Origin of the sequence: Colwellia sp. MB02u-9 (assembly GCF_014077085.1) — a bacterium.
Lineage (GTDB): Bacteria > Pseudomonadota > Gammaproteobacteria > Enterobacterales > Alteromonadaceae > Cognaticolwellia.
Window position 1 is genome coordinate 46,656 of sequence record NZ_JACGVF010000091.1, and the last position, 20,182, is coordinate 66,837.

Genomic DNA, 20,182 nt, shown 5'->3' on the forward strand with positions numbered 1-20,182 from the left:
ATTTAGCTGAACTTATCATTCAACAATAGCCGGAGATATTAATAGCGTAAAGACAAGGAACCCTGTTGAATTCGCTGAAAAAAAACACTATGCCGATTTATAAACCAGATACTTAAACCCGCAAAAAATGCTCGTTTAAGTGCTTATAAATTTAAGGTAAGTTTTAAACTATTGGAGGGCGGTGTTCTGGTGTGATCCAAAACGATAATAATGCTATTTTTCTGGTCAAAATATTATCATTAGATTTATGGATTACGCTTGATGCTGAATCACTAGCAATGTAAACACCTGTCGGTGCATGACAATGGCAGCAATGATGACAATCGAATGGGTCCTGCTCGGCATTATCAGCAGCATTATTATTAGTCGCTGTTAATGCACCTTCTTGATGTGACTGATGTGACTGATGTGACGAGTCTACGCTGCGATGGGAAATATTTTGAGCGCCGTCTGTTTCCTGATGACTACGGTGTGAATCAAAGGCAGCAGCAATTGTTTGACCGGCAAACAATAGTGCAAACATTATAATTAACAAGCGATTGAACACAGGCAAAGCTCTCTTAAAAACGAACTGGCAGTGTAAGTTAATTGCTGACAGGCTTCAACCGTAAAAAGCCAACTGTAAATTATTAGAGCTGATTATTAGCCCCTTTAGTTGATTAAGTTAGCTGTACTTAAGCAATTAAACTTCAACAACTCTATTTCGACCTAGGTCTTTTGTCTTAGAAAGCGCACTATCTAAGCTATGATAAATGGATTCAAAATCAGTAATAGATTTTTCAATGTAGGTAATGGAAAAACTTGCTGTAACCCTTATCTCTTTTGCATCATTTAATAACATAGGATTGTTTTCAAAACTACTGAGGATACGTTCAACAATAATTTGCGCAGATACTTTTTCTAAATCCTTTAAACAAACGACAAATTCCTCGCCACTAATTCTGCCAAATAAATCTTGCTGTCGAATATTATCTTTAGTTAATTTGACGATATGTCTCAGTGCTTTATCACCAATAACATGTGAATATTTATCATTAATGGCTTTAAAATTATCTAGGTCAAAAAGGATAATAGCGTGTATATCATTGTTCTTGGTGTTTTTTAGGTTCGCTATTTGTTCAAAAATAGCGCGTCTATTGTAAATACGGGTTAATTCATCAGTTTCTAACAATATTTTTTGTTTGTTTTTTTCACGCCATATAAATAAGCCGATAGCGAGTAAAACAAATATTAATAAACCGGATAGAACTAAAGTGATTTTTGATTGCTCTACTTTTGCTGAAACTAAACTAAGTTCCAGTGTCACTATATCTTGTTGCAATTCGGCAATATCTAGAACAGAAACCGAGTTTTGTTGATCAATCAAAGCTTGCTGATTAATATTAATGTAACTTTCAAAGTATTTTTGTGATGCTTCCACCTGATTTTGAGCAATATAATATTTGGTCAAAAACTCATACAGATAACGCAGATTTGATGCTTTTGTTTGCTTAATTAATTCTGCTTTCTTTGATATAAAGCTATTAATGCATTGAGTTCGATTATTTTCTACACAGGCTATCGCTTTATACAAGAGCATTTTATTATTGGATTGCGACTTTCCAATCCTACTTTGATAGGGCTCAAATTCATCAATAAGCACTAACATTAGAGCAAACTTTTTTTCCATGTAGGCAATTTTTATTTTCAAAATCAATAATAAAACGTTGTAATCTTCAGTGTCTATGAAAAGGTCGGCTGCTGATTCAAATTTTCTAAAATAATGCTTACCTTCTTCAATTTCCCCTGCATCTAATAATTCAGTCGCAATAGAATAATAAGACCAATGTATCTCGAAATCATCCTTAATATGAGACAACTGTTTTTTAAATTCATTCGCGGCAAGCGTAAACTGACCCAGAGATGAATATATTTGAGCTATGCTCATGTATATATTAGCTATAAAAGGGTTATCGCCTTTATTTACCTCCCGCAGCCTAACAAAGGCTTTTATTTTCTCAACTGCGGTCATTTCAGCGCAAGACTGAAGCTCAGCCATATCTAAGTACTTTAAAAACGCTGGTGACGCACTGGTCACCAACAACCTATTTTCATGCAAAAAATCGCAGGCTTTTGTTGGTGAATATCGGTGATAAAAGTTTGTTAAATCATAAATAGCAATGGATAGAATATTCTTATTTACTTCGTTACTGGGCAAAAGCGTTATTTTTTTTAAGTATCTTAAATAATCGTCACTAACCCCATACTTACAGAAAATAACAGTCGATTTTTGCCAGAGTAATTTTGAACGTGCTTGATTCGATAAATTAGGTGAGTTTGTTAAAAACCATTCAACTTTATCACTTATCACCTTGTCCACTGGACAAACATAATGATGTGATGGTTGAATACTATTCAAGGTAAGGTTCAAATCATTGGCGAATGCCGAATTAATTACAGATAAAAAACAATAATATATCACAGGAAATATAAAAAATTTATTAACTGCTATCTTAAAGATATTCAAAATCCGTTATTCCTTTAATGCTTAATATATAAATTAAAAGTCTATTATATAGAGCGAGTTTTCAAACTACTCGTCAGCCGCTTTAAAGGTTAATTTTAAGCAAACCGACGACCGTAGTCATAGATATTAGGCTGAAATTTTTTCGCACAGGTGTTTATTTATACTAGCTTTTACAAAAAACTGACTGAAAACCAACTAAAAACTGAGTAATTAAGATACCTAAATTTATTGAAAATTAAAAAATTTTTAATTTAATAGATATAATTAACAAAAGCATAGGTGCAGTTATTTCGTTTCATCAAACAGGCCATTGGGTTGCATTAGTGATCCTATTTTGGAATTCAACTTCACCCGTTAATTTATCATCTTAAACATTATACTTAATCCATAAGTAAAATTAAAAATTATCGCTATTACTTTGAATTGTTTCTATTTTGACATATATACAATAAATAACATATTCGTACAATAAATAACATATCTATCATTAACTTAAAACCAACTTAATTTACATAACCAGTCATTTCTAAAAAGCCACTGCCTTGATGACTGCCAGAAAATGTCACCATACCTTCAAAATACTCGATACCAAAGCGCATAATTTGTTTATTGTTAATCACGCTAACCTCAATATCGATATTGTCCTGGGTAATGACAATTGAAAACTGCTCAGGATAGCGCGAACTGTCACCTGATGATTGCAACTTGGTATTCGCTTTGATCCTAGTCAAGCTGATATCGCTTGATGATAATGTTTTAATTGTGCCATCGCGCCGCATAATACTGCCATAAAGGTAATCTTTAATGTCTGAACGAATTCGGTAAACCATTAGCGCCGTATTGTCATTTAAGCGTAGTGAAAACCAGTCCCAACCTTGTTGATCTTCTGCCAACATTTGTGACCCCCACTCACGATCAAACCAGGCATTACCTGTTACTTTTTGCCATTTATTTTGCCAAAACACTTCGCCACTGACGTTAATAAAAGGTTGTGAATAATAATAACTGGCGATCGCTAAGCTATGATGTTTTTGGCTAAAGCCGTTTTCGCCTTGCAGGAAGTACGGTGTTTTTCCTATTAGTGCTTCATCCAGGCTTAAATTCAAATTTACCTGCCAGCCTTGTGCTTGCTCAGCTAAGGCGACAAGAGTTGGCTCGACAACAATTGCCTTATCACTCATTGGCGGCTGAACCGTTAATTTATTCGCAAGTGGCTGTGGCTTTGATAAACTGGCTAACGGTTGAGCAGTATTAGCACTAATAACATTACCATAGCGTAAATTAGCCGGTAATAACCCTTGTGTTGATTGCCACTGCCAATTATCAATTGCCGCCTTAAAAGGTTGTGTGGTAATTTCCACGTTACCCAACTCTTCGCGTCCGCTGCGAAAAGCCGATTGATGCTGGTTTGCATCCGCTAATGCAGCATGGGCAAAATACCAATGTTTGTCTTCTACTGCTCGACGAAATAAGGTCCACTGCGCGGCCAATTCCTCACCACTTTCGGTGGTTAAATTAGCCGTTAGATACCACCATTCTTGTTGAAAATTTTTATGTGGAGCTTGTGCTTGCTCAAATGTAATGACATGGTCTTTAGTCGGTTGCTCAAAATCGCCAAGCGTATCACTAAGCCCTTTCAAAGCGGAGCGTTTTGCTGGCTTTTCATCACTACAGGCCGCAAGCAGAAAAAAACTAAGCAGTGTTGGCAGAAAAAATTTACTCAATACCGGACGGTTTATCATGACAAACTAGCTCTAACGTTAAGTTTATATAATGGCAGAGCCAATGCAGGGATCAACATCAAGATACCGAGTACACTACTCACCACAAATGGCCCTATTTCAAAAACCAAGGGCATTGACCAACCAAAAGAGGCTGGTAAAATCAAGCTCACCAGCGCATTTGCCAAGGCGGTAGCAACAGGCCAACTTAACAAAATAGCACCAAAAGCTAACAGCAACCATTGCCATAGCATATGGCTAAAAAGCTCGAACTGGCTGTAGCCTAAACTGCTTAAAATATGTAAGTCGGGTTTGCGGGCTAACTCCAAACTATTCGCTGATAAAAACAAACCTAAACAAGCAATAGAGAGTAATACAAAAGCAATAGCTTGTGTTAAAGCAAAGCTTTGCTCAAACACAGCTAACGCCAGTTTTTTGATTTGCTCCGGTTGATACATTTGGCTGTTGTCTATGCCGACATCATCAATAAGCGCTTGTTTTATAACATTGGCATCTAAGGTTAGAAACAGTCCAAAGCCTGTTTCTTGCCACGCTGATAATTCATCAATGTTAAGTTTTGATGGTATTTTTATGGCAAAAGCTTGATTACCATAATCGTAATAAATAGCTTGAACACGACAAGATAAACTTTGTTGACCTTGTTTTATTTCAATGATCTCTTGTACTCTAATCAAACGTTTGTAGGCTAGTTGTTCATTAATATAACAGCTTCTTTCTGTGCTATTAAGGGAAGCCAGCTGACCTGATTTCAGTGACAAGCTTTGTTGCTGCTTTTTCGAACTCAGGCGATGGACCTCAACAGTGTCTTCTTGATACTTTGCTACCGTACTGGCAAATAAAACATATTCTTCAACACCGTTTTTTTGTTGCAACCATTGGCTTAATGGCTGTTTTTGCTCTGCGTTGTAACGCACGAACAAGTCGGCATTAAGTAACTGATTTAAATAAGACACAAAGGCACTTTGAAAACTATTCACCATTAAAGCGGCGGCAATACTGGCGGTTAAGGCTAAATAAAAAGCGGCAATGGGCAGATAACGTCTACCCACTTGCTGGCTGGCATCTTGAAAAATAAACTTTAAGCGAAAAGATCGGCTGATTAATGCCAATGTTTGCAGAAAAAACTTCAACAAATTAGGCAATATCGCGACACTGGCGAGTAACAGCAAGCCGTATTTAAACATCAAATGGTGCCAGTTATTATCAGGCCAAAAAACAAATAAAACCAAGAGAATAGCAGCAACTATGGCTGTGGTTTTAAAACTAAAATGTTGTTGGGATAGCCGTGCAGAGAAGGCGATTTTTGCTGAGCCAATCAGTCTAAATTGTTTCAGTAACGCCGCCATAACAGCAATTGACGATATCGCAAAGGCCCATAAACTGTATTGCCATTGCCATTGAAATTGGCCGCTAACTTGTAATTGATAAAGTTGCTCTAGCGTCAAGCCCAATAATGGCAATATAAAAGACACTAAAACAAAGGCAATAACCATACCGAGCACACTCGCCAATAAGGTTAACGATAAGGCCTCACAGAGCATAACTTTCATAATGGTATTTAATTCAATACCCAGCAAACGCAATTGTGTGGCAAGCTCACGCCTTTTGGTCCAAGCTTGATTCGCTGCCTGAAAAGCAATAAAAAGGCTAACAATAAAACCCAAAATGGCTAATGCCGATAAATTCAGATGTAAGGCGTCGGCAAAACCTTCACGTTCTGTAATGGACCAAGTTTCTTGAATAGACAGGTAAGGAGGTAGAGCCGCTTTAAGTCGTGAAATTTCGCTGACTGACATCTCACTGACCATCAAATGGCTAAAGCCTTTAATGTCTGGAAATAGCTGCCACGCCAGTGCAATATCAAGCAAAGCAACATTGCCCCAATCGGCAACATTATTGATATTCACTGCTATCGCGTCATGGTTGCTGACCGTTAACGACACTGGCACACTATTTTTAATAGTTAAACCGAGCGAGTCTGCATAGCCTTGTTCAATATTGACAGCTTTACTGGTGTAGCTTGCTGGCATGGTAAGCACTAACGGCAAAATATCTATCGCTCGAAAAGCTATTTTCTCGCCATTAACTAAAATTTTACTGAAAATATGGGTGGGATTGAGTTGATAAAAGCCTTGTGCTCTTAACTGAGCATAATCACTTATTGAAATAGTTTCCCCCGACGCCGGTACAATATGAAAAGCAACAGGCGACTTTAAACGACTATTGGCAGATTGATACTGCTGCTCACTTGCATCATTTAGCACCAAAATACTCAATAAGGTGCTGGTTGCTATTGCTAAGCTAAAGATAAAACCAAGGTTGAGTAAAGGCTTATTAATATATTCGCCAATGTGGGCTTTTAGCACTAAAAGAAATTCAGAGTGTACTTTTTTTACGTTAGAACTAACCATCACATTAGCCTTCAAACAAGGTTAATGTGCCGTCAACAAGACGATAAATTTTATCCATACTGCGGGCTACATCAAGGCTATGGGTTACCATGAGTAAGGCTGTATCTTTAGATTTAGCCAAATTGACTAATTGCTCAACGACATGTTCACTGTTGGTTTTGTCAAGATTACCTGTTGGCTCATCGGCTAATAACAGCTGAGGTTTTGCATTTAATGCCCGCGCAATCGCTACGCGTTGCATTTCACCACCGGAAAGTGTCGCAGGAAATTTAGCAAGCAGTGACGATATGCCAAGTTCTTTAGCTAAAGTTAAGCCATGATTTTCATCAAAACGACCTGATAATTTGGCGCTAAATTCAATGTTGTCTTGTACTGACAAACTGCTTAATAAATTAAACTGCTGAAAAATAATACCTAGGTACTGTTTTCTTAAACGACTTAACTGTTTATCTGAGGCGTTAGATAAGGGTAAATTGGCAATCGCTATTTCCCCTTGCTGAATAGGCTCTAATCCAGCAATTAAATTTAGTAACGTGGTTTTGCCGCTGCCACTCTCGCCCATTAGTGCCACACATTCACCAGGAGCAACAGATAATGATAAATCAGTAAACAAATAACGATGGTTGTCACCATCGGTAACTTCATGACTTAATGCTGTTATTTTTAAAGACAAACTCGTTCCTTTTAACGCCGTTGCTGATGACAAATAAATGCTAAGCCATTTGTCAGGGTTTGCCCACGATTACTTGCTATAAAATACTGAGTAGATGCTATAACTTGTAAATTGTAAATTGTAAATTGTAAATTGTTATACTTTCGTCACTATGTATTTGGATCAGTAAGTCAGTGTTATATTATCAGTAAAGCGATATTTATAGTATTTAGATAGCCCGCTATAGCTCAAATGCCAATAAGTCACTGAGTACTGAGCGCTATTTTTTAACTTTTAACCCATGGTTCTTTTTATAACTGAACGCCACAAAACAGCTTAATATCATTCCAACAGCATACTTGAGCATTACTTTAGGATATAAAAAAGGCCAGTGTAAAATATCACACTGGCCTTGATAGAATAATGACTGTTTTATTCGTAAGAGCGCTCTAACCAAACAATTTGCATTTTTAGATCTGCAATTTCATCATTGGCGTCAGTTAACTGCTGCTCAATAGTTTTTGGCATTACCATAGCGTTGACGCTAAGCTCTATTACATTGACTGCTTCTTCATGAACCATGAGGCTCTCCTAATTAACGTTACCACGCTTGTATTATTACACAACAAGTTTCATTTTTCCCGTATTAAACGTAAATTAAATTTCACATCGAAAGCTAAGCATGCTTTTCCCAATCAAAACGAAACAAAATAACATAAGAACGAAACCTAATTAAGCATAGCAAAGCCTGAATAAATATAAAAAAACGCCTAAAGCATTAAAGAACCTTATTTAGAAAGCTTTCATCTAAACTTTCACTCAAGATTACATAAGCAGCCTTACATGAAAATTCTGTAAGCTGTATTCAACTTACTATTGATTTAAGCGCTATCTATCCCCATAAATGATAAACATTTAACAAAAATATTTATCATGCGCTTATTAAAATCAACTCAAGTATTAGATTTACATCCAAATATTGCACATCGTTTCACCCGTAAAGCGACTCGCGCCATTGTCTTGAACGGTGAGAATATTTTACTGCTATATACCAAGCGTTATCACGATTACACTTTACCAGGAGGCGGCATTGATGAAGGGGAAGATAATATTTCTGGCCTTATTCGTGAATTACGTGAAGAAACTGGGGCACAAAATGTCAATAATATTCAAGAATTTGGGTATTATGAAGAGTATCGTAATTGGCATAAAAATGATTATAATGTGATTCATATGCTGTCTTATTGCTATACCTGCGAAATAGATCAAGAGCTACTAGCGCCAGAATTTGAGCCTCATGAATTGCAAAATGGTATGCAACCCCTTTGGATGAACATCCACACCGCTATTTTACACAATGAAATGGTGATAAAAAATAGTGAAAAAAAAGGCTTATCCATCGAACGAGAAACCTTTTTATTAAAACGTATTGTTGCTGAATTACTTTAGCACCCCGGATGGCTATTTTACTTGGCCAGAGCAACGCTGATACTTTTGACCACTGCGGTGACAATACGGTTTATTTCTTGCTGTTTTCTCAAGCTATGATAGTTAAGCTTCACTACTACTTAACTAAAGCTAAGATTTTTTTTCGCTGCGTCGCTTAGCTTACGTTGCATAGTTGAACTCATTTTTTGCTTAGAAACAGCAAATAATTAATCCTCAAATACCCGTTTACCTCGTTCATTAACAACACCTTGGTTTTTGTTAATAACAACAAAAACGGTCATTGTTCTCATTCAACTTATCCATAACCTTAACTTAACCTTAGATAAACCTGAGTTCAACCTGAGATTTTAGCTGATAATCGATTAAGTGATACTTGCCACTGTACATTTCTTGTTAACGCGTTAATCTATCAGCAAATATAAATGCAACAGTGCTAATTTTCATGATAAAACCATTAACGCTCTCAATCGCCTTATTAATTTATTCATTATCTTCCTCAGCCTTTGAGATCCAAGCAACACAACAAGCTGCAGTGGCAATGCCTGATAGTTTTAGTGCCGAGGTTTCAGCAAAAATACTTTCACAAGGAGGTAATGCCATTGACGCGGCTATTGCTGCACAATTTGTTTTAGCGGTAACCCAGCCCGAAGCCGGTAATGTCGGTGGTGGCGGTTTTATGGTGATTTATAAGGATAATAAAGCAGACTTTTTAGATTATCGTGAAGTTGCCCCCTTAAAAGCCCATCGTGATATGTATTTAGATGAGCATGGCGATGTTATTCCATATCAGTCTTTATACGGTGTTTTATCTTCGGGTGTACCTGGCACGGTAGATGGCATGTGGCAAGCCCATAAAAAATATGGCTCACTCCCTTGGAAGTCTTTAGTCATGCCCGCGGTAGCCTTAGCTGAACAAGGGTTTATTGTTCATGAAAACCTAGCAAAAAACATTGCATGGCGTATTAACAGCTTCAAAAAAGAAGGTATAAAGGTTAATTTTTCTGAGCACTTTGCCAGCGCTAAAACCGGTACTTTGTTTAAACAAGCTAATTTAGCAAAAACACTAGAGCGCATTGCAGATAATGGCCGTAATGGTTTTTATCAAGGTGAAACCGCAAAAATAATTACTGATTTCATGACAAAAAACGGTGGCATCATTGGTTATGACGATTTAGATAATTATCGTGCAACATGGCGTAAACCACTAGAAAAAACCTGGCGTGGTCACCAAGTGCTAACGGCCCCACCACCAAGTTCTGGCGGTATTGCTATTTTACAGTGGCTAAATATGTATGATTTACTCTCAAATAATAAAGCACCATTAGCACATAATTCAGCAGCTTATATGCATCGCTTAGCAGAAATCGGGAAGCGTGTTTTTGCTGACCGTGCAGAATACTTAGGCGATCCTGATTTTTTTGATGTCCCTCAAGAAAAATTACTGGCTGATAGTTACTTAAAAACACGTATCGCAGGTATTTCAGCTGATGCTATTTCGGTTACTAACACCATTAAACCTGGCTTAAAAGAGAGCCCCGACACCACACATTTTTCCATTATCGATAAATGGGGTAATGCCGTATCAAATACAACAACCATTAATTATACCTTTGGTAGTGGTGTTATTGTTGAAGGCGCTGGTTTTATTTTAAATGATGAAATGGATGACTTTAGCGTTAAAGCCGGTGTGGCAAATATTTATGGCGCCGTCGGTGGCGAAGCAAATGAAATTCAGGCTAATAAGCGTATGCTGTCGTCTATGACCCCCACTATCTTGTTAAAAGACAACAAAGTTAAATTAGTGACCGGCTCTCCCGGCGGTACTACCATCATTAGTTCGGTTTATCAGTCTATGCTTAATGTGATTGAATTTGACATGAATGCTGAACAAGCGGCAAATGCCCCTAGATTCCACCATCAATTATTACCAAAAGATGTTATTCAACATTACCCTGGTATTGCTGAACAAGAAAAATCAGCACTTAAAAAAATGGGCTATACCCTAAGTGAACGTCGATTTGGCGCGGTTCAGCTGATCATTGCCAACGAGCAACAATTAGATGCGGCAGCAGAGTCTGGTGGTCGAGGTAAATCAATTGTTATCGAGTAATAACAGCAAAATCGAAAAAATATAAAGGTAAGCTCTTCGGGGCTCAAACACCCAACCGCTAGTGTTTTATTAACACCCAGTTATGAAAGGATTTTTTATAACTGGGTATTAATGCAAAGCATGATGACTGATTACAACACCATCAATAAGCACTGACTAAAAAATTCGTCTCACATTAAGTCGACTTGATTGAGGTAGCAAGGTACTAATGGCTTAACATTTCACCATAAATAAAACCAACAACAGCTTTCAGTGTTTCACATACTTTACATAGCAAGCAATATCCGCTCTAGATTAGTACTGAATATCAATCACTCATTAAGCCCGACCATTTACATGTAAATAATTCTCATTTAAAATAAGTGCCTGTATCAGCTAGGGTATACGCAAATAAGTAGTTTGTTTGTAATAGTGAATGAATAATAGACAAATATCTCCTCTGAGTTTAATAGAACTAATGGAATCCCAGCGCTATGGCGTAGAATATCAACCTATTGTTGATTTAAAATCTAAAGAAATTATGGCCTATGAGTGTTTAGCTAGGTTTACCGATATAGACAATAACAATATCCCACCAGACATTATTTATGCGGCGTTGCATGACAGTTCATTATCTCTCTTCCAAGTGGAATACCAACAAAAACTTCTGCAATTAAATTACGCGCCAATGAACAGCGATATATTTGTTAATTTAGATCAAGACTCTTATTTTTCTATTGGTGAAGGTAACGAAAACAACCCTTTTTTGAAATTATTTAAAAGCTTTAACCATGCTAATATCGTTGTTGAATTGATAGATAATTCAGAAGTTAACGACAGCATTAAAAGTTTAGCCATGATAGATATCTTAGCAAAGAACAGGATAAATACCGCGATTGATGATGTTTTCAACCCACTTTCGATGGTATCAACATCGGTAATTCAAATGGTCGACTATATTAAGCTTGATAAACATGTGGTCGCAGAAAAGCACAATAAGCACTTTATGTTGTTAGTTGAAGCGCTAATTAACTATGCCCATAGTGCGGGGAAAAAAATCATACTTGAAGGGATAGAAACTGAAAGTGATATTATTTTTGCGCGAAAAATAAAAGCTGATTACGTACAAGGTTTCTTATTTAAAAAATGGTTTCATTACCATAAATAAAAGCTATCAATAAGTACTAGAAAATAAAAAGCCAACGATCTTAATCGTTGGCTTAAATGTGAAGGTATTATTTATCAGCGCGGCCCATAAACTTACGATCTTCGGTATTAATTTTAATTTTATCACCCGTTGACACATGCTCTGGCACTTGCACCGTTAAGCCTGTTGATAAAATTGCCGGCTTAGTACGAGCCGTGGCAGAACCACCTTTAATTGACGGATCAGTTTCTGTAATCACTAATTCAACACTTGCTGGTAAATCAATAGCAACAGGTACACCATCAACAATAATCACTAATAAACCTTGCGTATCTTCATTAATGAATAAAGCTTCATCTGCGATTGACGCTTTGCTTAAGTTATAAGGTGTGTAGTCTTCGTTATCCATAAAGACATATTCTTCGCCATCGATATAAGAAAAAATCGCTGGACGACGCGTTAAATCGGCAAAATTAAGTGTGTCGTCAGCTTTAAAGGTTTCATCAACTTTACCGCCTGTTACCACATCGTACATGCGCATTCTGTATAAACTACCACCGGCACGACCTTGAGGTACTGAACGCTCAATATCTCTAACAATCATTACTTTACCGTTATATTCTATCGCGGCATTCTTTTTTATATCACTAGCTTTTGGCATGAAAAACCATCCTCATTAAATTTATGCAAGAAAATAGCATGTATAGCTTATTATGCAAGAAAATATTGGTTAATTGCTAGTCATATATATGTTAAAGCACCAATAATAGCCATTGAACTAATGAATTGCCAACTTAACGAGCATGAACAGCTTTATAGCGTCATTAAATAATTTAATGCGCCACTAATTACCGCCACCTGAGCAATAATGCAATTTTCATCATCAACCAGTGGACTATCAGGATAAGCTTCAGTGGTGGTAACGTAGGGCGCGTCAGTTAAGCCCATACATAAACCTAAGTCTCGAGCAGCATAGTTAATCACGCCAGCTTGCGCTAAAGGTACGCCGATTAATTTATCTTCGCTATCCGCAGGAGCAATATGGGTGACTTTTTCTACCGACGCAATAATAGCTTTTTGAAAATTCGCTTGGGGTTTACCGCTATCGCCAACTAAATAAAAACCGTCTGGTATGTTCCAATTTTTCTGTTCAATAGCATCTCTTGCAGAAAGTGCTGGCCTAAATTCACTGTTATCAGTATCTGTGGTTTCATGCAGGTCTATATGCGCCAAAAACTCAATACCCAGGGTTTTCATATACTGCATCACTGCTGATGACTCTTGTGCCTGGCTATTCTCGTAAAATGAGCGATTAGGATCAACCGTCAAAGGGTTCCAACGATTAATGGTTTCATAACCCCACGGACTAATACAAGGTAAAACCACAAAGTTAAACGCATCTTGAAATGGCTGTGCAGCGGTTTGTAGAAAACGAATGGCACCCTGAACACCACTGGTTTCATAACCATGTACGCCACCTGTGATTAAAATAGCTGGTTTATCTGCTAACCAATTTGTCGATTTTAAAGCATATAATGGATAAATTTCTTCATCATAGAGTAAGTTCCCATACTGCTCGATAGTATAGCTCTCGCTTAAACCCTCTAATTTAGTAACAACCTCTTCAAAGTAGCTGCGCTTTTTCTGCTGTTGTTGAAACCATATTTCCTTATCGCCTTCGGTCCACTTTTTGCCAAGCTCACCAATAGGGTATGCTGCTTCTATATTCATATTGTTACCTAATAAGTTTTTCACAGTTATAAATTGTATTAACCCTTGGTATGTTAACAATCAAATATAGCTAAAAATTTAATTGTCTTATCCTCATCAGGCTAATATATTCGGTATTATTGCCACTTGAAATCAATCTTTCAATAGCAAGACACTGCGCGTTTAATGAAAATGCAACTGTATCATTTTTTCATCATAGCAATGATAGAAATAAACCAAGGCTAGTGTCGATTAATAGTTACACACTTTATATCAAAATATGATCACTCACCTTATTACGTTCTTGCCATCAGCTTTACGCTGAAGCGGTCACCATTGCAGCAAATAAATATCGCTTTAAAGTCGCACTAATTGATAACTTTCTCGACAAATAAAAAACAATCTCTATAAGTACAAGCCTTACTCATTTGTAGTGATGAAACCAATCTAGTTAAAATAGCAGATTAAGGGCGTAAAAATATTAGTCGTATATCCATAATATGCATCAAAATTATTTAGTTCGATTGCTATAATATATGCTAATTTAAGCTCATGTAAAAAATTGATCTTAAGGACGGCATTTACAATGCCAAAGACTTTGCAAAACAGCGAAATACATCCAGTTGAAATTCAGTGCTATGAGTGCGCGCTGACCGTCAAATTACCTGTATTAAAAGAAAGTCAAAAAGCACAATGCCCGCGTTGTGGCTATAAATTAAGCGCTATTCATCGCAATGCTAATGAAAGAATTATTGCTTTGGCTATTAGCGCATTAATATTTTTATTAGCTTCATTACCTTTTACATTCTTGTCCTTTAGTACCAATGGCTTAGAAAACCACTTTAACGCCATTACAAGCTTTATAGTCTTAATTGATAATAATTATCAACTTTTAGCACTGATTGAGTTTCTCACTATATTTGCCATTCCAACTGTCGTTTTGTTGTCACTTATTTATTTGCTTATCCCGCTAAATAAGGGTTTATATCCTAAGTATGGCGGTCGAGTATTGGCCTTGGTTTTTAAGTTACTGCCTTGGAGTATGGTGGAAATATTCCTGATTGGCACTTTGGTTAGTTTAATCAAAATTATTTCTATGGCTGATATTACATTAGGCTTGTCTTTTTATGCTTTTATTTTATTTACATTGTCGATGACACTGGTAGTTTTACATATCGATAAGCGCGAGTTATACCAATTACTGGCTAAAGTTGAAAAAGCACATAATATCGAAATACACCAAAGTCACACTAAAGTAGCCCAAGAAGACCCAATAAAACAGGCACTAAGTGTGCAAAAAACTTGGGCGCTACTGCTCACCGCAGTGGTATTGTACATACCGGCCAATACACTCCCGATCATGACTACGCACTTTTGGGGTCAAGACAATCCCAGCACAATTATTGGTGGGGTTATTTTACTGTGGAACTTAGGCTCCTACCCTATCGCTGCCATTATTTTTATTGCCAGTGTTGTTATACCTGTCGCTAAAATATTAGTGCTGGCTTGGTTAAATTATAGTGTTCAAAAACAAAGTGATAGATTAAGCTTAGAAAGAATAAAATGGTATCGTATGGCTGAATTTGTCGGTCGTTGGTCAATGGTAGATGTTTTTGTCGTTATTATTCTGGCTAGCTTAATTCAGCTTGGCCCGGCCATGAGCATAACACCTGGAGCTGCTACCTTAGCGTTTTCCGGTTTAGTTATTGTCACTATGCTCGCCGCAATGAGTTTTGAACCGCAATTAATTTGGAAAAATATAAAAAATGATGAATGATGCTCAAATACCAGACGCAACAATAAAGCCAGTTAAAACCGTATCAACTATCTGGTTTATTCCTGCCATTGCAATCTTTATTGGCTGCTGGATGATTTATTATCAATGGAGTAATGAAGGCACAGAAGTCACCATACATTTCCTTACCGCTGAAGGCATGGAGGCTGAAAAAACCAAAATAAAATCTCGTAATGTTGATATTGGAGAAGTAAGTGCCATTGAGCTTAATCAAAACGGTAATGGCGTAATTGTTACGGCAAAGATAAAAAAATCAGCAGAACAATTTTTACTGGCCGACAGCACGTTTTGGGTTGTGTCGCCACAAATATCGCATACCGGCGTATCGGGTCTCAGCACCTTAATATCCGGCGTATATATTGAAATATCGCCCGGTAAAAGCAACGAAGAACGCTATGTTTTTGATGCCTTAAACTCGCCCCCCTTAACGCCTTCAGGCACTCCTGGCTTGCATATAACCCTTAATAGTAACGACCAGTTTGCTTACAAAAAAGGTGATCCCATTATTTATAAGGGCTTAACCGTTGGCCAGTTTGAGGATATCTATTTTAATTTTGAAGAACGCGTTGTTTATTACAATGCTTTTATCAAAGCGCCTTATCATCAACTTATCACCAGTAATACTAAGTTTTGGGATGTTAGTGGCTTGCAACTTGATTTAAATGCCGATGGCATATCAGTTAAAACTGGCAATTTTGAAACTATGTTAACCAACGGTGCCACCTTCGGTATTCCTAAAGGCATGAGCATTGGCGAAAAAATTGGTGAGCGCTCATATTTTGACATCTATGAGAGTTATGAAGCTGCTGACGACGAGAGATACCGCCGATCTATCGAATTTGTAGTACTGGTCAGCGACTCTATTAGAGGCCTGTCTGTTGGCGCACCCGTTGAGTATCGAGGAATACAAATAGGTAAGGTGCAATCAGTCAACATGGCATTAAGCCGAAGTGAGAACAAATTTACCAAGGCAGACTTTAAAATTCCCGTGCTGATTAGTTTACAGCCAGGTCGAATAGGCCTGCCCGATAATGATGAAGGTAAAGCGCTTATGACCAAACAAAACATTTACTGGATTGAGCATGGTTTAAAAGCCGTTCTGCGCACAGGAAATATTTTAACTGGCAGCCTATATGTTGATTTACAACACAATAAAGATCAACCCATCAGCGAAATAGAAAAATATGAAGACTTCCTAATTATTCCAACCAGTAGTGATGACTTTTCGCAAATTACCGCAAAAGCGGAACAGTTTATGGATAACTTAAATAATATGCCGCTCAATAGTATGAGTGAAAATGCCAATAAAATGATGTTAGAAATGACGCAAACCGCGCAAGAGTTTCAAGGGGTAAGTCATAGCCTTGATAGCTTATTGAGTAAAGTTGAGCAGCAAAAAATTAGTACTGAACTCAGTAAAGCCTTACAAGGTATCAATACCTTAACCAAAGACTTGTCATCTGGCTCTCAGGGCTATGAAGAACTGCGCACCACGTTACATACGCTCACTGCAACAATGAACGAATTAAAGCCTTTGCTGAATCAACTCAAGCATAAACCTAATAGCTTACTCTTTAATAATGGTGAAGTCTCTGAGCCAATACCGACAAAACTTAATGGAGCACAACCATGAAAAAGACTTTAATCGTCGCTCTTGTGTCAATTATTCTGCTTGGCGCTTGTAGCTCGGCTCCCGCTAACAAAACACAATATTATTTACTTAACAGTCCAACAGCAACCGGCGCAGTTAACACTGATAACAAGCATAATAAAAATAGTCCGTACTTTGGTATTACCTTGTTAGCATTGCCTGATTATTTAAGACAACCCAGTTTGGTTTTACAGCTTTCCAGTCACCAGTTGCACTACTCGCACTTTCATATGTGGGCAGAGCCATTACAGAACAGCTTTACACAAGCCTTAGCGCAAGACCTGAATAATATTGCTAGTCATTTTCATTATATTGTCACGCCAGACAAAAACCAAGTTACAGCGGCAACAGCAGTTGTAATTAACATCACGGCATTTCATGCCACTCATCAATCACAAGCCCTACTTTCAGGTACTTATTGGCTGCAAGGTAAAGACATGCAAAACCCAGAAAAAGAGCATAACTTTACCCTAACCGTAGCGCTTAATGAAAATGGCTATGAGCACGCTGTCGAGCAAATGCGAAAAGTGATCACCTCATTGGCGCAGCAAATAACCCATAGCTTAGTGGTTGAATAAAGTGCCTTATGTGAAATAAATTAGGCTTTGAATTGCTTAAGTTAGATTCGATTCAAAACTTTAAAGAAGAGTTAACTAAAATGACACCTGCTGTTAAGCAACTGAATAAATTAACACTCGCTTATCAATTACATCACTATCAGCATGATGCTAATTGTAAATCATTTGGCCTTGAAGCAGTTGATAAACTCAAGGTTAGCGCTGAAGTGGTTTTTAAAACACTAGTGGTTGATGTAGATAATGCTTATTTAGCCGTTGCTATTATTCCTGTGGTTAAGCAACTCAGTTTAAAGAAGCTGGCAAAAACCCTTAAGGCTAAAAAAATTAAAATGGCTGATGCCAATAAAGTACAAAACTCTACCGGCTATGTCCTTGGAGGCGTGAGTCCATTAGGGCAAAAAAAAACATTAGTAACCCTGCTTGACCACAGTGCTGAAGCGTTAAATACTATTTTTATTAGTGGTGGTAAGCGTGGTTTAGAGATAGAATTATCACCGGAAAATATTATCCTCTCGTTGCAAGCGAGTTACGCTGATATTACTAGCGAAGTATAAAGCCTAAGCTTAAGCTTAGAAAATCCCGTGGTAGAATTTTGTATGTCAAAAAATATTATTATCTTTATCTTTTTCAGCCTAATTTCCATTAACTGTTTGGCAAATCAACCCTTTAAAGTGGTGCTTGGACTTTCTAAGCCGCCTTATGTTATTGAAGAAAATCATTCGGGTTTCGAGTTAGAGTTAATTCAACAAATATTAACCATGATAGGCAAAGCACCAGAGTTTATTTTCATCCCCTATGGCCGTTCAGAAAAAATGCTCGCGTTACCCGATATTGATGCGGTAATGACAGCGAATAAACACATATTCCCTAATATAGAGACCTTAAGTAAAAACTACATCGATTATCAAAACGTGGCCATTTCGTTAAAAGAGAATGCCGTGTCACTTAATCGCATTGCAGATATAAGCCATTACTCGATTGCGTCATTTCAAATAGCCCACAAAATATTAGGAGTAGAATTTGCTGAGGCGGTTACTGATAGTCCAATTTTTATTCAAGTGGTAGATCAAGAAAAACAGCTAGAGTTACTATTTTTAGGCCGTGTAGAAGTAGTCGTAATGGATTTGAAAATATTTTTATACTACTTAAATAAACTCAAGTTAAATGAAAGAGAAAGTGATATTAAAGTTCACCATATTTTTCCAATAAACTCTTATAGCATGGCCTTTAAAAATGCTGATGATGTGCATGCATTTAATCAAGCCATGAAAAAATATAAAATGACTGCTGATTATCAAAAACTGATAGAAAAATATAATTTTTAATTATTAGGTACTAATATCACCTTGCCATCACTTTTATGTTGAGCGTAATGGTCTAATGCTTGGGCAAAATCATCAAAACCAACTCGGGCATAAATATCAGTCTTAAAAATCCCTTGAGCAAACAATTTTTGTACTTTCGAACTCAAGGCTAATACCTGTAACGGTGATGCGTCACCAATGTATTTTGCCAACCAAAAGCCCTCTATTCGCATATCGCGAAAGATCACATCAGCCACACTAAACAAGCCACCCAGCACATCTTGAGTTTCGGTTAGTCGACCATAAACCAAGGCCGTAGAACTATTAGGCATGGCGTTTAAAACTCTAGGGGTATCATCGGCGGCAACAGAATCCAACAATACTTTTGCCTTGAGTTTTTTCGCCCAATGCTTCAGTGATTGATCAAAATTATCGTCTGATGTTAATAACACGCAATCGGCCCCTAACGCTTGCAAAACCTCAACATTCGCTGCACTGCGCACTGTCGCTATGGTTTTAATCCCTTTAAGTTTTGCATAACGAATAGCGCCCTTACCCACTTGGCTTGCCCCGGCATTAATCACAATGGCTTTACTGCCCAGTGCTATAGCTCGCTCTACTAGGCAAACAGAAGTACAAGGGTTAACTATAATCGTTGCCGCTTGCTCGTCGCTTAATGCTTTTCGAACCGGCAAACATAAATTTGCTTGTGTAATGGCATATTCAGCCCACACGCCGTCAATACCGGGTTGTGCTGATAAAGCAACGCGCCTGCCCGTTAACCACTTACCGTAAAGTCCGGCATTGGCGGCTTCTACAATGCCACAACCTTCAAAGCCAACAAAGTCACCCTCTTGCGCAGTTAAACCGTATTTACCCAATAAGTACATTAAATCAGAGGGATTAACCGGTGTAGCCAACATTTTAACTAATACTTGCCCAGGCTTGAGTGCTGGTAGTGTTTTTTCAATGCCTGTTATTCTTTGTGAAGGTGTTAATTTTTCATCATCACTTAGTACTAAAGCAAAACCTTTTACCGCTTTTATTATCTTTTCAGCCAAAGTAAATCCCTAGTTTTTTGTATGGTTAAATTATGTACATTATACTTTCAATATATAAACAGCATACCTTAGAATAAGTTAATACTA

The 20,182-nt window shown here is 37.4% G+C and carries 17 protein-coding genes; 8 read left to right on the forward strand and 9 right to left on the reverse strand.

The features are described 5' to 3' along the window. Nucleotides 1-163: 163 nt before the first annotated feature. The 6 genes from H4J65_RS07290 to H4J65_RS07315 form a co-directional block, all read right to left on the reverse strand. Nucleotides 164-523 (reverse strand): hypothetical protein, encoded by a 360-nt coding sequence (locus H4J65_RS07290; RefSeq protein ID WP_182197086.1) that lies wholly within the window; start codon nucleotides 521-523, stop codon nucleotides 164-166. A 159-nt stretch (nucleotides 524-682) separates the two neighbouring features. Continuing rightward, nucleotides 683-2,506: a GGDEF domain-containing protein gene (locus H4J65_RS07295; RefSeq protein WP_182197088.1), complete on the reverse strand. Its 1,824-nt coding sequence runs from the start codon at nucleotides 2,504-2,506 to the stop codon at nucleotides 683-685. A 503-nt stretch (nucleotides 2,507-3,009) separates the two neighbouring features. Beyond that, nucleotides 3,010-4,248: a lipocalin-like domain-containing protein gene (locus H4J65_RS07300; protein ID WP_182197090.1), complete on the reverse strand. Its 1,239-nt coding sequence runs from the start codon at nucleotides 4,246-4,248 to the stop codon at nucleotides 3,010-3,012. Next, nucleotides 4,245-6,659 carry an FtsX-like permease family protein gene (locus H4J65_RS07305; protein WP_182197092.1) on the reverse strand — a complete coding sequence of 805 codons (2,415 nt, stop codon included), beginning with the start codon at nucleotides 6,657-6,659 and terminating at the stop codon, nucleotides 4,245-4,247. The genes H4J65_RS07300 and H4J65_RS07305 overlap by 4 nt, the downstream gene beginning before the upstream one ends. 4 nt (nucleotides 6,660-6,663) lie before the next feature. Beyond that, complete coding sequence (locus H4J65_RS07310; protein WP_182197094.1) at nucleotides 6,664-7,332, reverse strand: ABC transporter ATP-binding protein; 669 nt, start codon at nucleotides 7,330-7,332, stop codon at nucleotides 6,664-6,666. Nucleotides 7,333-7,743: 411 nt separating this feature from the next. Then, nucleotides 7,744-7,893 (reverse strand): hypothetical protein, encoded by a 150-nt coding sequence (locus tag H4J65_RS07315; protein ID WP_182138021.1) that lies wholly within the window; start codon nucleotides 7,891-7,893, stop codon nucleotides 7,744-7,746. A 351-nt stretch (nucleotides 7,894-8,244) separates the two neighbouring features. Between H4J65_RS07315 and H4J65_RS07320 the strand changes: the two genes are divergently transcribed. From H4J65_RS07320 to H4J65_RS07330, 3 genes are all read left to right on the forward strand, one after another. Further along, nucleotides 8,245-8,760: an NUDIX hydrolase gene (locus tag H4J65_RS07320; protein WP_182197096.1), complete on the forward strand. Its 516-nt coding sequence runs from the start codon at nucleotides 8,245-8,247 to the stop codon at nucleotides 8,758-8,760. Nucleotides 8,761-9,202: 442 nt separating this feature from the next. Then, the gene (gene ggt, locus H4J65_RS07325) at nucleotides 9,203-10,870 is read left to right on the forward strand and encodes a gamma-glutamyltransferase (protein WP_182197098.1); all 1,668 of its coding nucleotides are present in this window, start codon (nucleotides 9,203-9,205) and stop codon (nucleotides 10,868-10,870) included. A gap of 415 nt (nucleotides 10,871-11,285) precedes the next feature. After that, nucleotides 11,286-12,017, forward strand: coding sequence for an EAL domain-containing protein (locus tag H4J65_RS07330; RefSeq protein ID WP_182197100.1), 732 nt, complete (start codon nucleotides 11,286-11,288; stop codon nucleotides 12,015-12,017). Between the two features lie 67 nt (nucleotides 12,018-12,084). Here the strand turns inward: H4J65_RS07330 and yeiP are convergent, their stop codons facing one another. Together yeiP and H4J65_RS07340 are read right to left on the reverse strand one after the other, a co-directional pair. Continuing rightward, nucleotides 12,085-12,657 carry an elongation factor P-like protein YeiP gene (gene yeiP, locus H4J65_RS07335; RefSeq protein WP_182137537.1) on the reverse strand — a complete coding sequence of 191 codons (573 nt, stop codon included), beginning with the start codon at nucleotides 12,655-12,657 and terminating at the stop codon, nucleotides 12,085-12,087. A gap of 152 nt (nucleotides 12,658-12,809) precedes the next feature. Then, nucleotides 12,810-13,727: a M14 family metallocarboxypeptidase gene (locus H4J65_RS07340; RefSeq protein WP_182197102.1), complete on the reverse strand. Its 918-nt coding sequence runs from the start codon at nucleotides 13,725-13,727 to the stop codon at nucleotides 12,810-12,812. Between the two features lie 565 nt (nucleotides 13,728-14,292). On the opposite strand from H4J65_RS07340, the gene H4J65_RS07345 reads away from it, so the two are divergent. From H4J65_RS07345 to H4J65_RS07365, 5 genes are read left to right on the forward strand one after another with little or no spacing between them, the layout of a single operon-like run. Beyond that, entirely contained in the window at nucleotides 14,293-15,483 is a 1,191-nt protein-coding gene (locus H4J65_RS07345; protein ID WP_182197104.1) for a paraquat-inducible protein A, read from the forward strand. Then, on the forward strand, nucleotides 15,473-17,134 hold the full coding sequence (pqiB, locus tag H4J65_RS07350; protein ID WP_182197106.1) for an intermembrane transport protein PqiB: 1,662 nt from the start codon (nucleotides 15,473-15,475) through the stop codon (nucleotides 17,132-17,134). Before H4J65_RS07345 ends, pqiB begins: the two co-directional genes overlap by 11 nt. Continuing rightward, the gene (locus H4J65_RS07355) at nucleotides 17,131-17,730 is read left to right on the forward strand and encodes a membrane integrity-associated transporter subunit PqiC (protein WP_182197108.1); all 600 of its coding nucleotides are present in this window, start codon (nucleotides 17,131-17,133) and stop codon (nucleotides 17,728-17,730) included. The genes pqiB and H4J65_RS07355 overlap by 4 nt, the downstream gene beginning before the upstream one ends. 32 nt (nucleotides 17,731-17,762) lie before the next feature. Beyond that, a complete protein-coding gene (gene ybaK, locus H4J65_RS07360) occupies nucleotides 17,763-18,284 on the forward strand; it encodes a Cys-tRNA(Pro) deacylase (protein WP_310649924.1) in 522 nt (173 codons plus the stop codon). A 42-nt stretch (nucleotides 18,285-18,326) separates the two neighbouring features. After that, entirely contained in the window at nucleotides 18,327-19,055 is a 729-nt protein-coding gene (locus H4J65_RS07365) for an ABC transporter substrate-binding protein (protein ID WP_182197110.1), read from the forward strand. On the opposite strand, the gene H4J65_RS07370 is transcribed toward H4J65_RS07365, so the two are convergent. Further along, nucleotides 19,052-20,095: a zinc-binding dehydrogenase gene (locus H4J65_RS07370; RefSeq protein ID WP_182197112.1), complete on the reverse strand. Its 1,044-nt coding sequence runs from the start codon at nucleotides 20,093-20,095 to the stop codon at nucleotides 19,052-19,054. The genes H4J65_RS07365 and H4J65_RS07370 overlap by 4 nt on opposite strands. Between the last annotated feature and the right edge of the window lie 87 nt (nucleotides 20,096-20,182).

Coding starts and splice junctions, on each gene's coding strand:
- pqiB (WP_182197106.1), top strand. CDS start 15,473: ATGATGAATGATGCTCAAATACCAGACGCAACAATAAAGCCAGTTAAA.
- yeiP (WP_182137537.1), bottom strand. CDS start 12,657: ATGCCAAAAGCTAGTGATATAAAAAAGAATGCCGCGATAGAATATAAC.
- H4J65_RS07315 (WP_182138021.1), bottom strand. CDS start 7,893: ATGGTTCATGAAGAAGCAGTCAATGTAATAGAGCTTAGCGTCAACGCT.
- H4J65_RS07290 (WP_182197086.1), bottom strand. CDS start 523: ATGTTTGCACTATTGTTTGCCGGTCAAACAATTGCTGCTGCCTTTGAT.
- H4J65_RS07345 (WP_182197104.1), top strand. CDS start 14,293: ATGCCAAAGACTTTGCAAAACAGCGAAATACATCCAGTTGAAATTCAG.
- H4J65_RS07300 (WP_182197090.1), bottom strand. CDS start 4,248: ATGATAAACCGTCCGGTATTGAGTAAATTTTTTCTGCCAACACTGCTT.
- H4J65_RS07340 (WP_182197102.1), bottom strand. CDS start 13,727: ATGAATATAGAAGCAGCATACCCTATTGGTGAGCTTGGCAAAAAGTGG.
- H4J65_RS07330 (WP_182197100.1), top strand. CDS start 11,286: ATGAATAATAGACAAATATCTCCTCTGAGTTTAATAGAACTAATGGAA.
- H4J65_RS07305 (WP_182197092.1), bottom strand. CDS start 6,659: ATGGTTAGTTCTAACGTAAAAAAAGTACACTCTGAATTTCTTTTAGTG.
- H4J65_RS07365 (WP_182197110.1), top strand. CDS start 18,327: ATGTCAAAAAATATTATTATCTTTATCTTTTTCAGCCTAATTTCCATT.
- H4J65_RS07355 (WP_182197108.1), top strand. CDS start 17,131: ATGAAAAAGACTTTAATCGTCGCTCTTGTGTCAATTATTCTGCTTGGC.
- ggt (WP_182197098.1), top strand. CDS start 9,203: ATGATAAAACCATTAACGCTCTCAATCGCCTTATTAATTTATTCATTA.
- H4J65_RS07320 (WP_182197096.1), top strand. CDS start 8,245: ATGCGCTTATTAAAATCAACTCAAGTATTAGATTTACATCCAAATATT.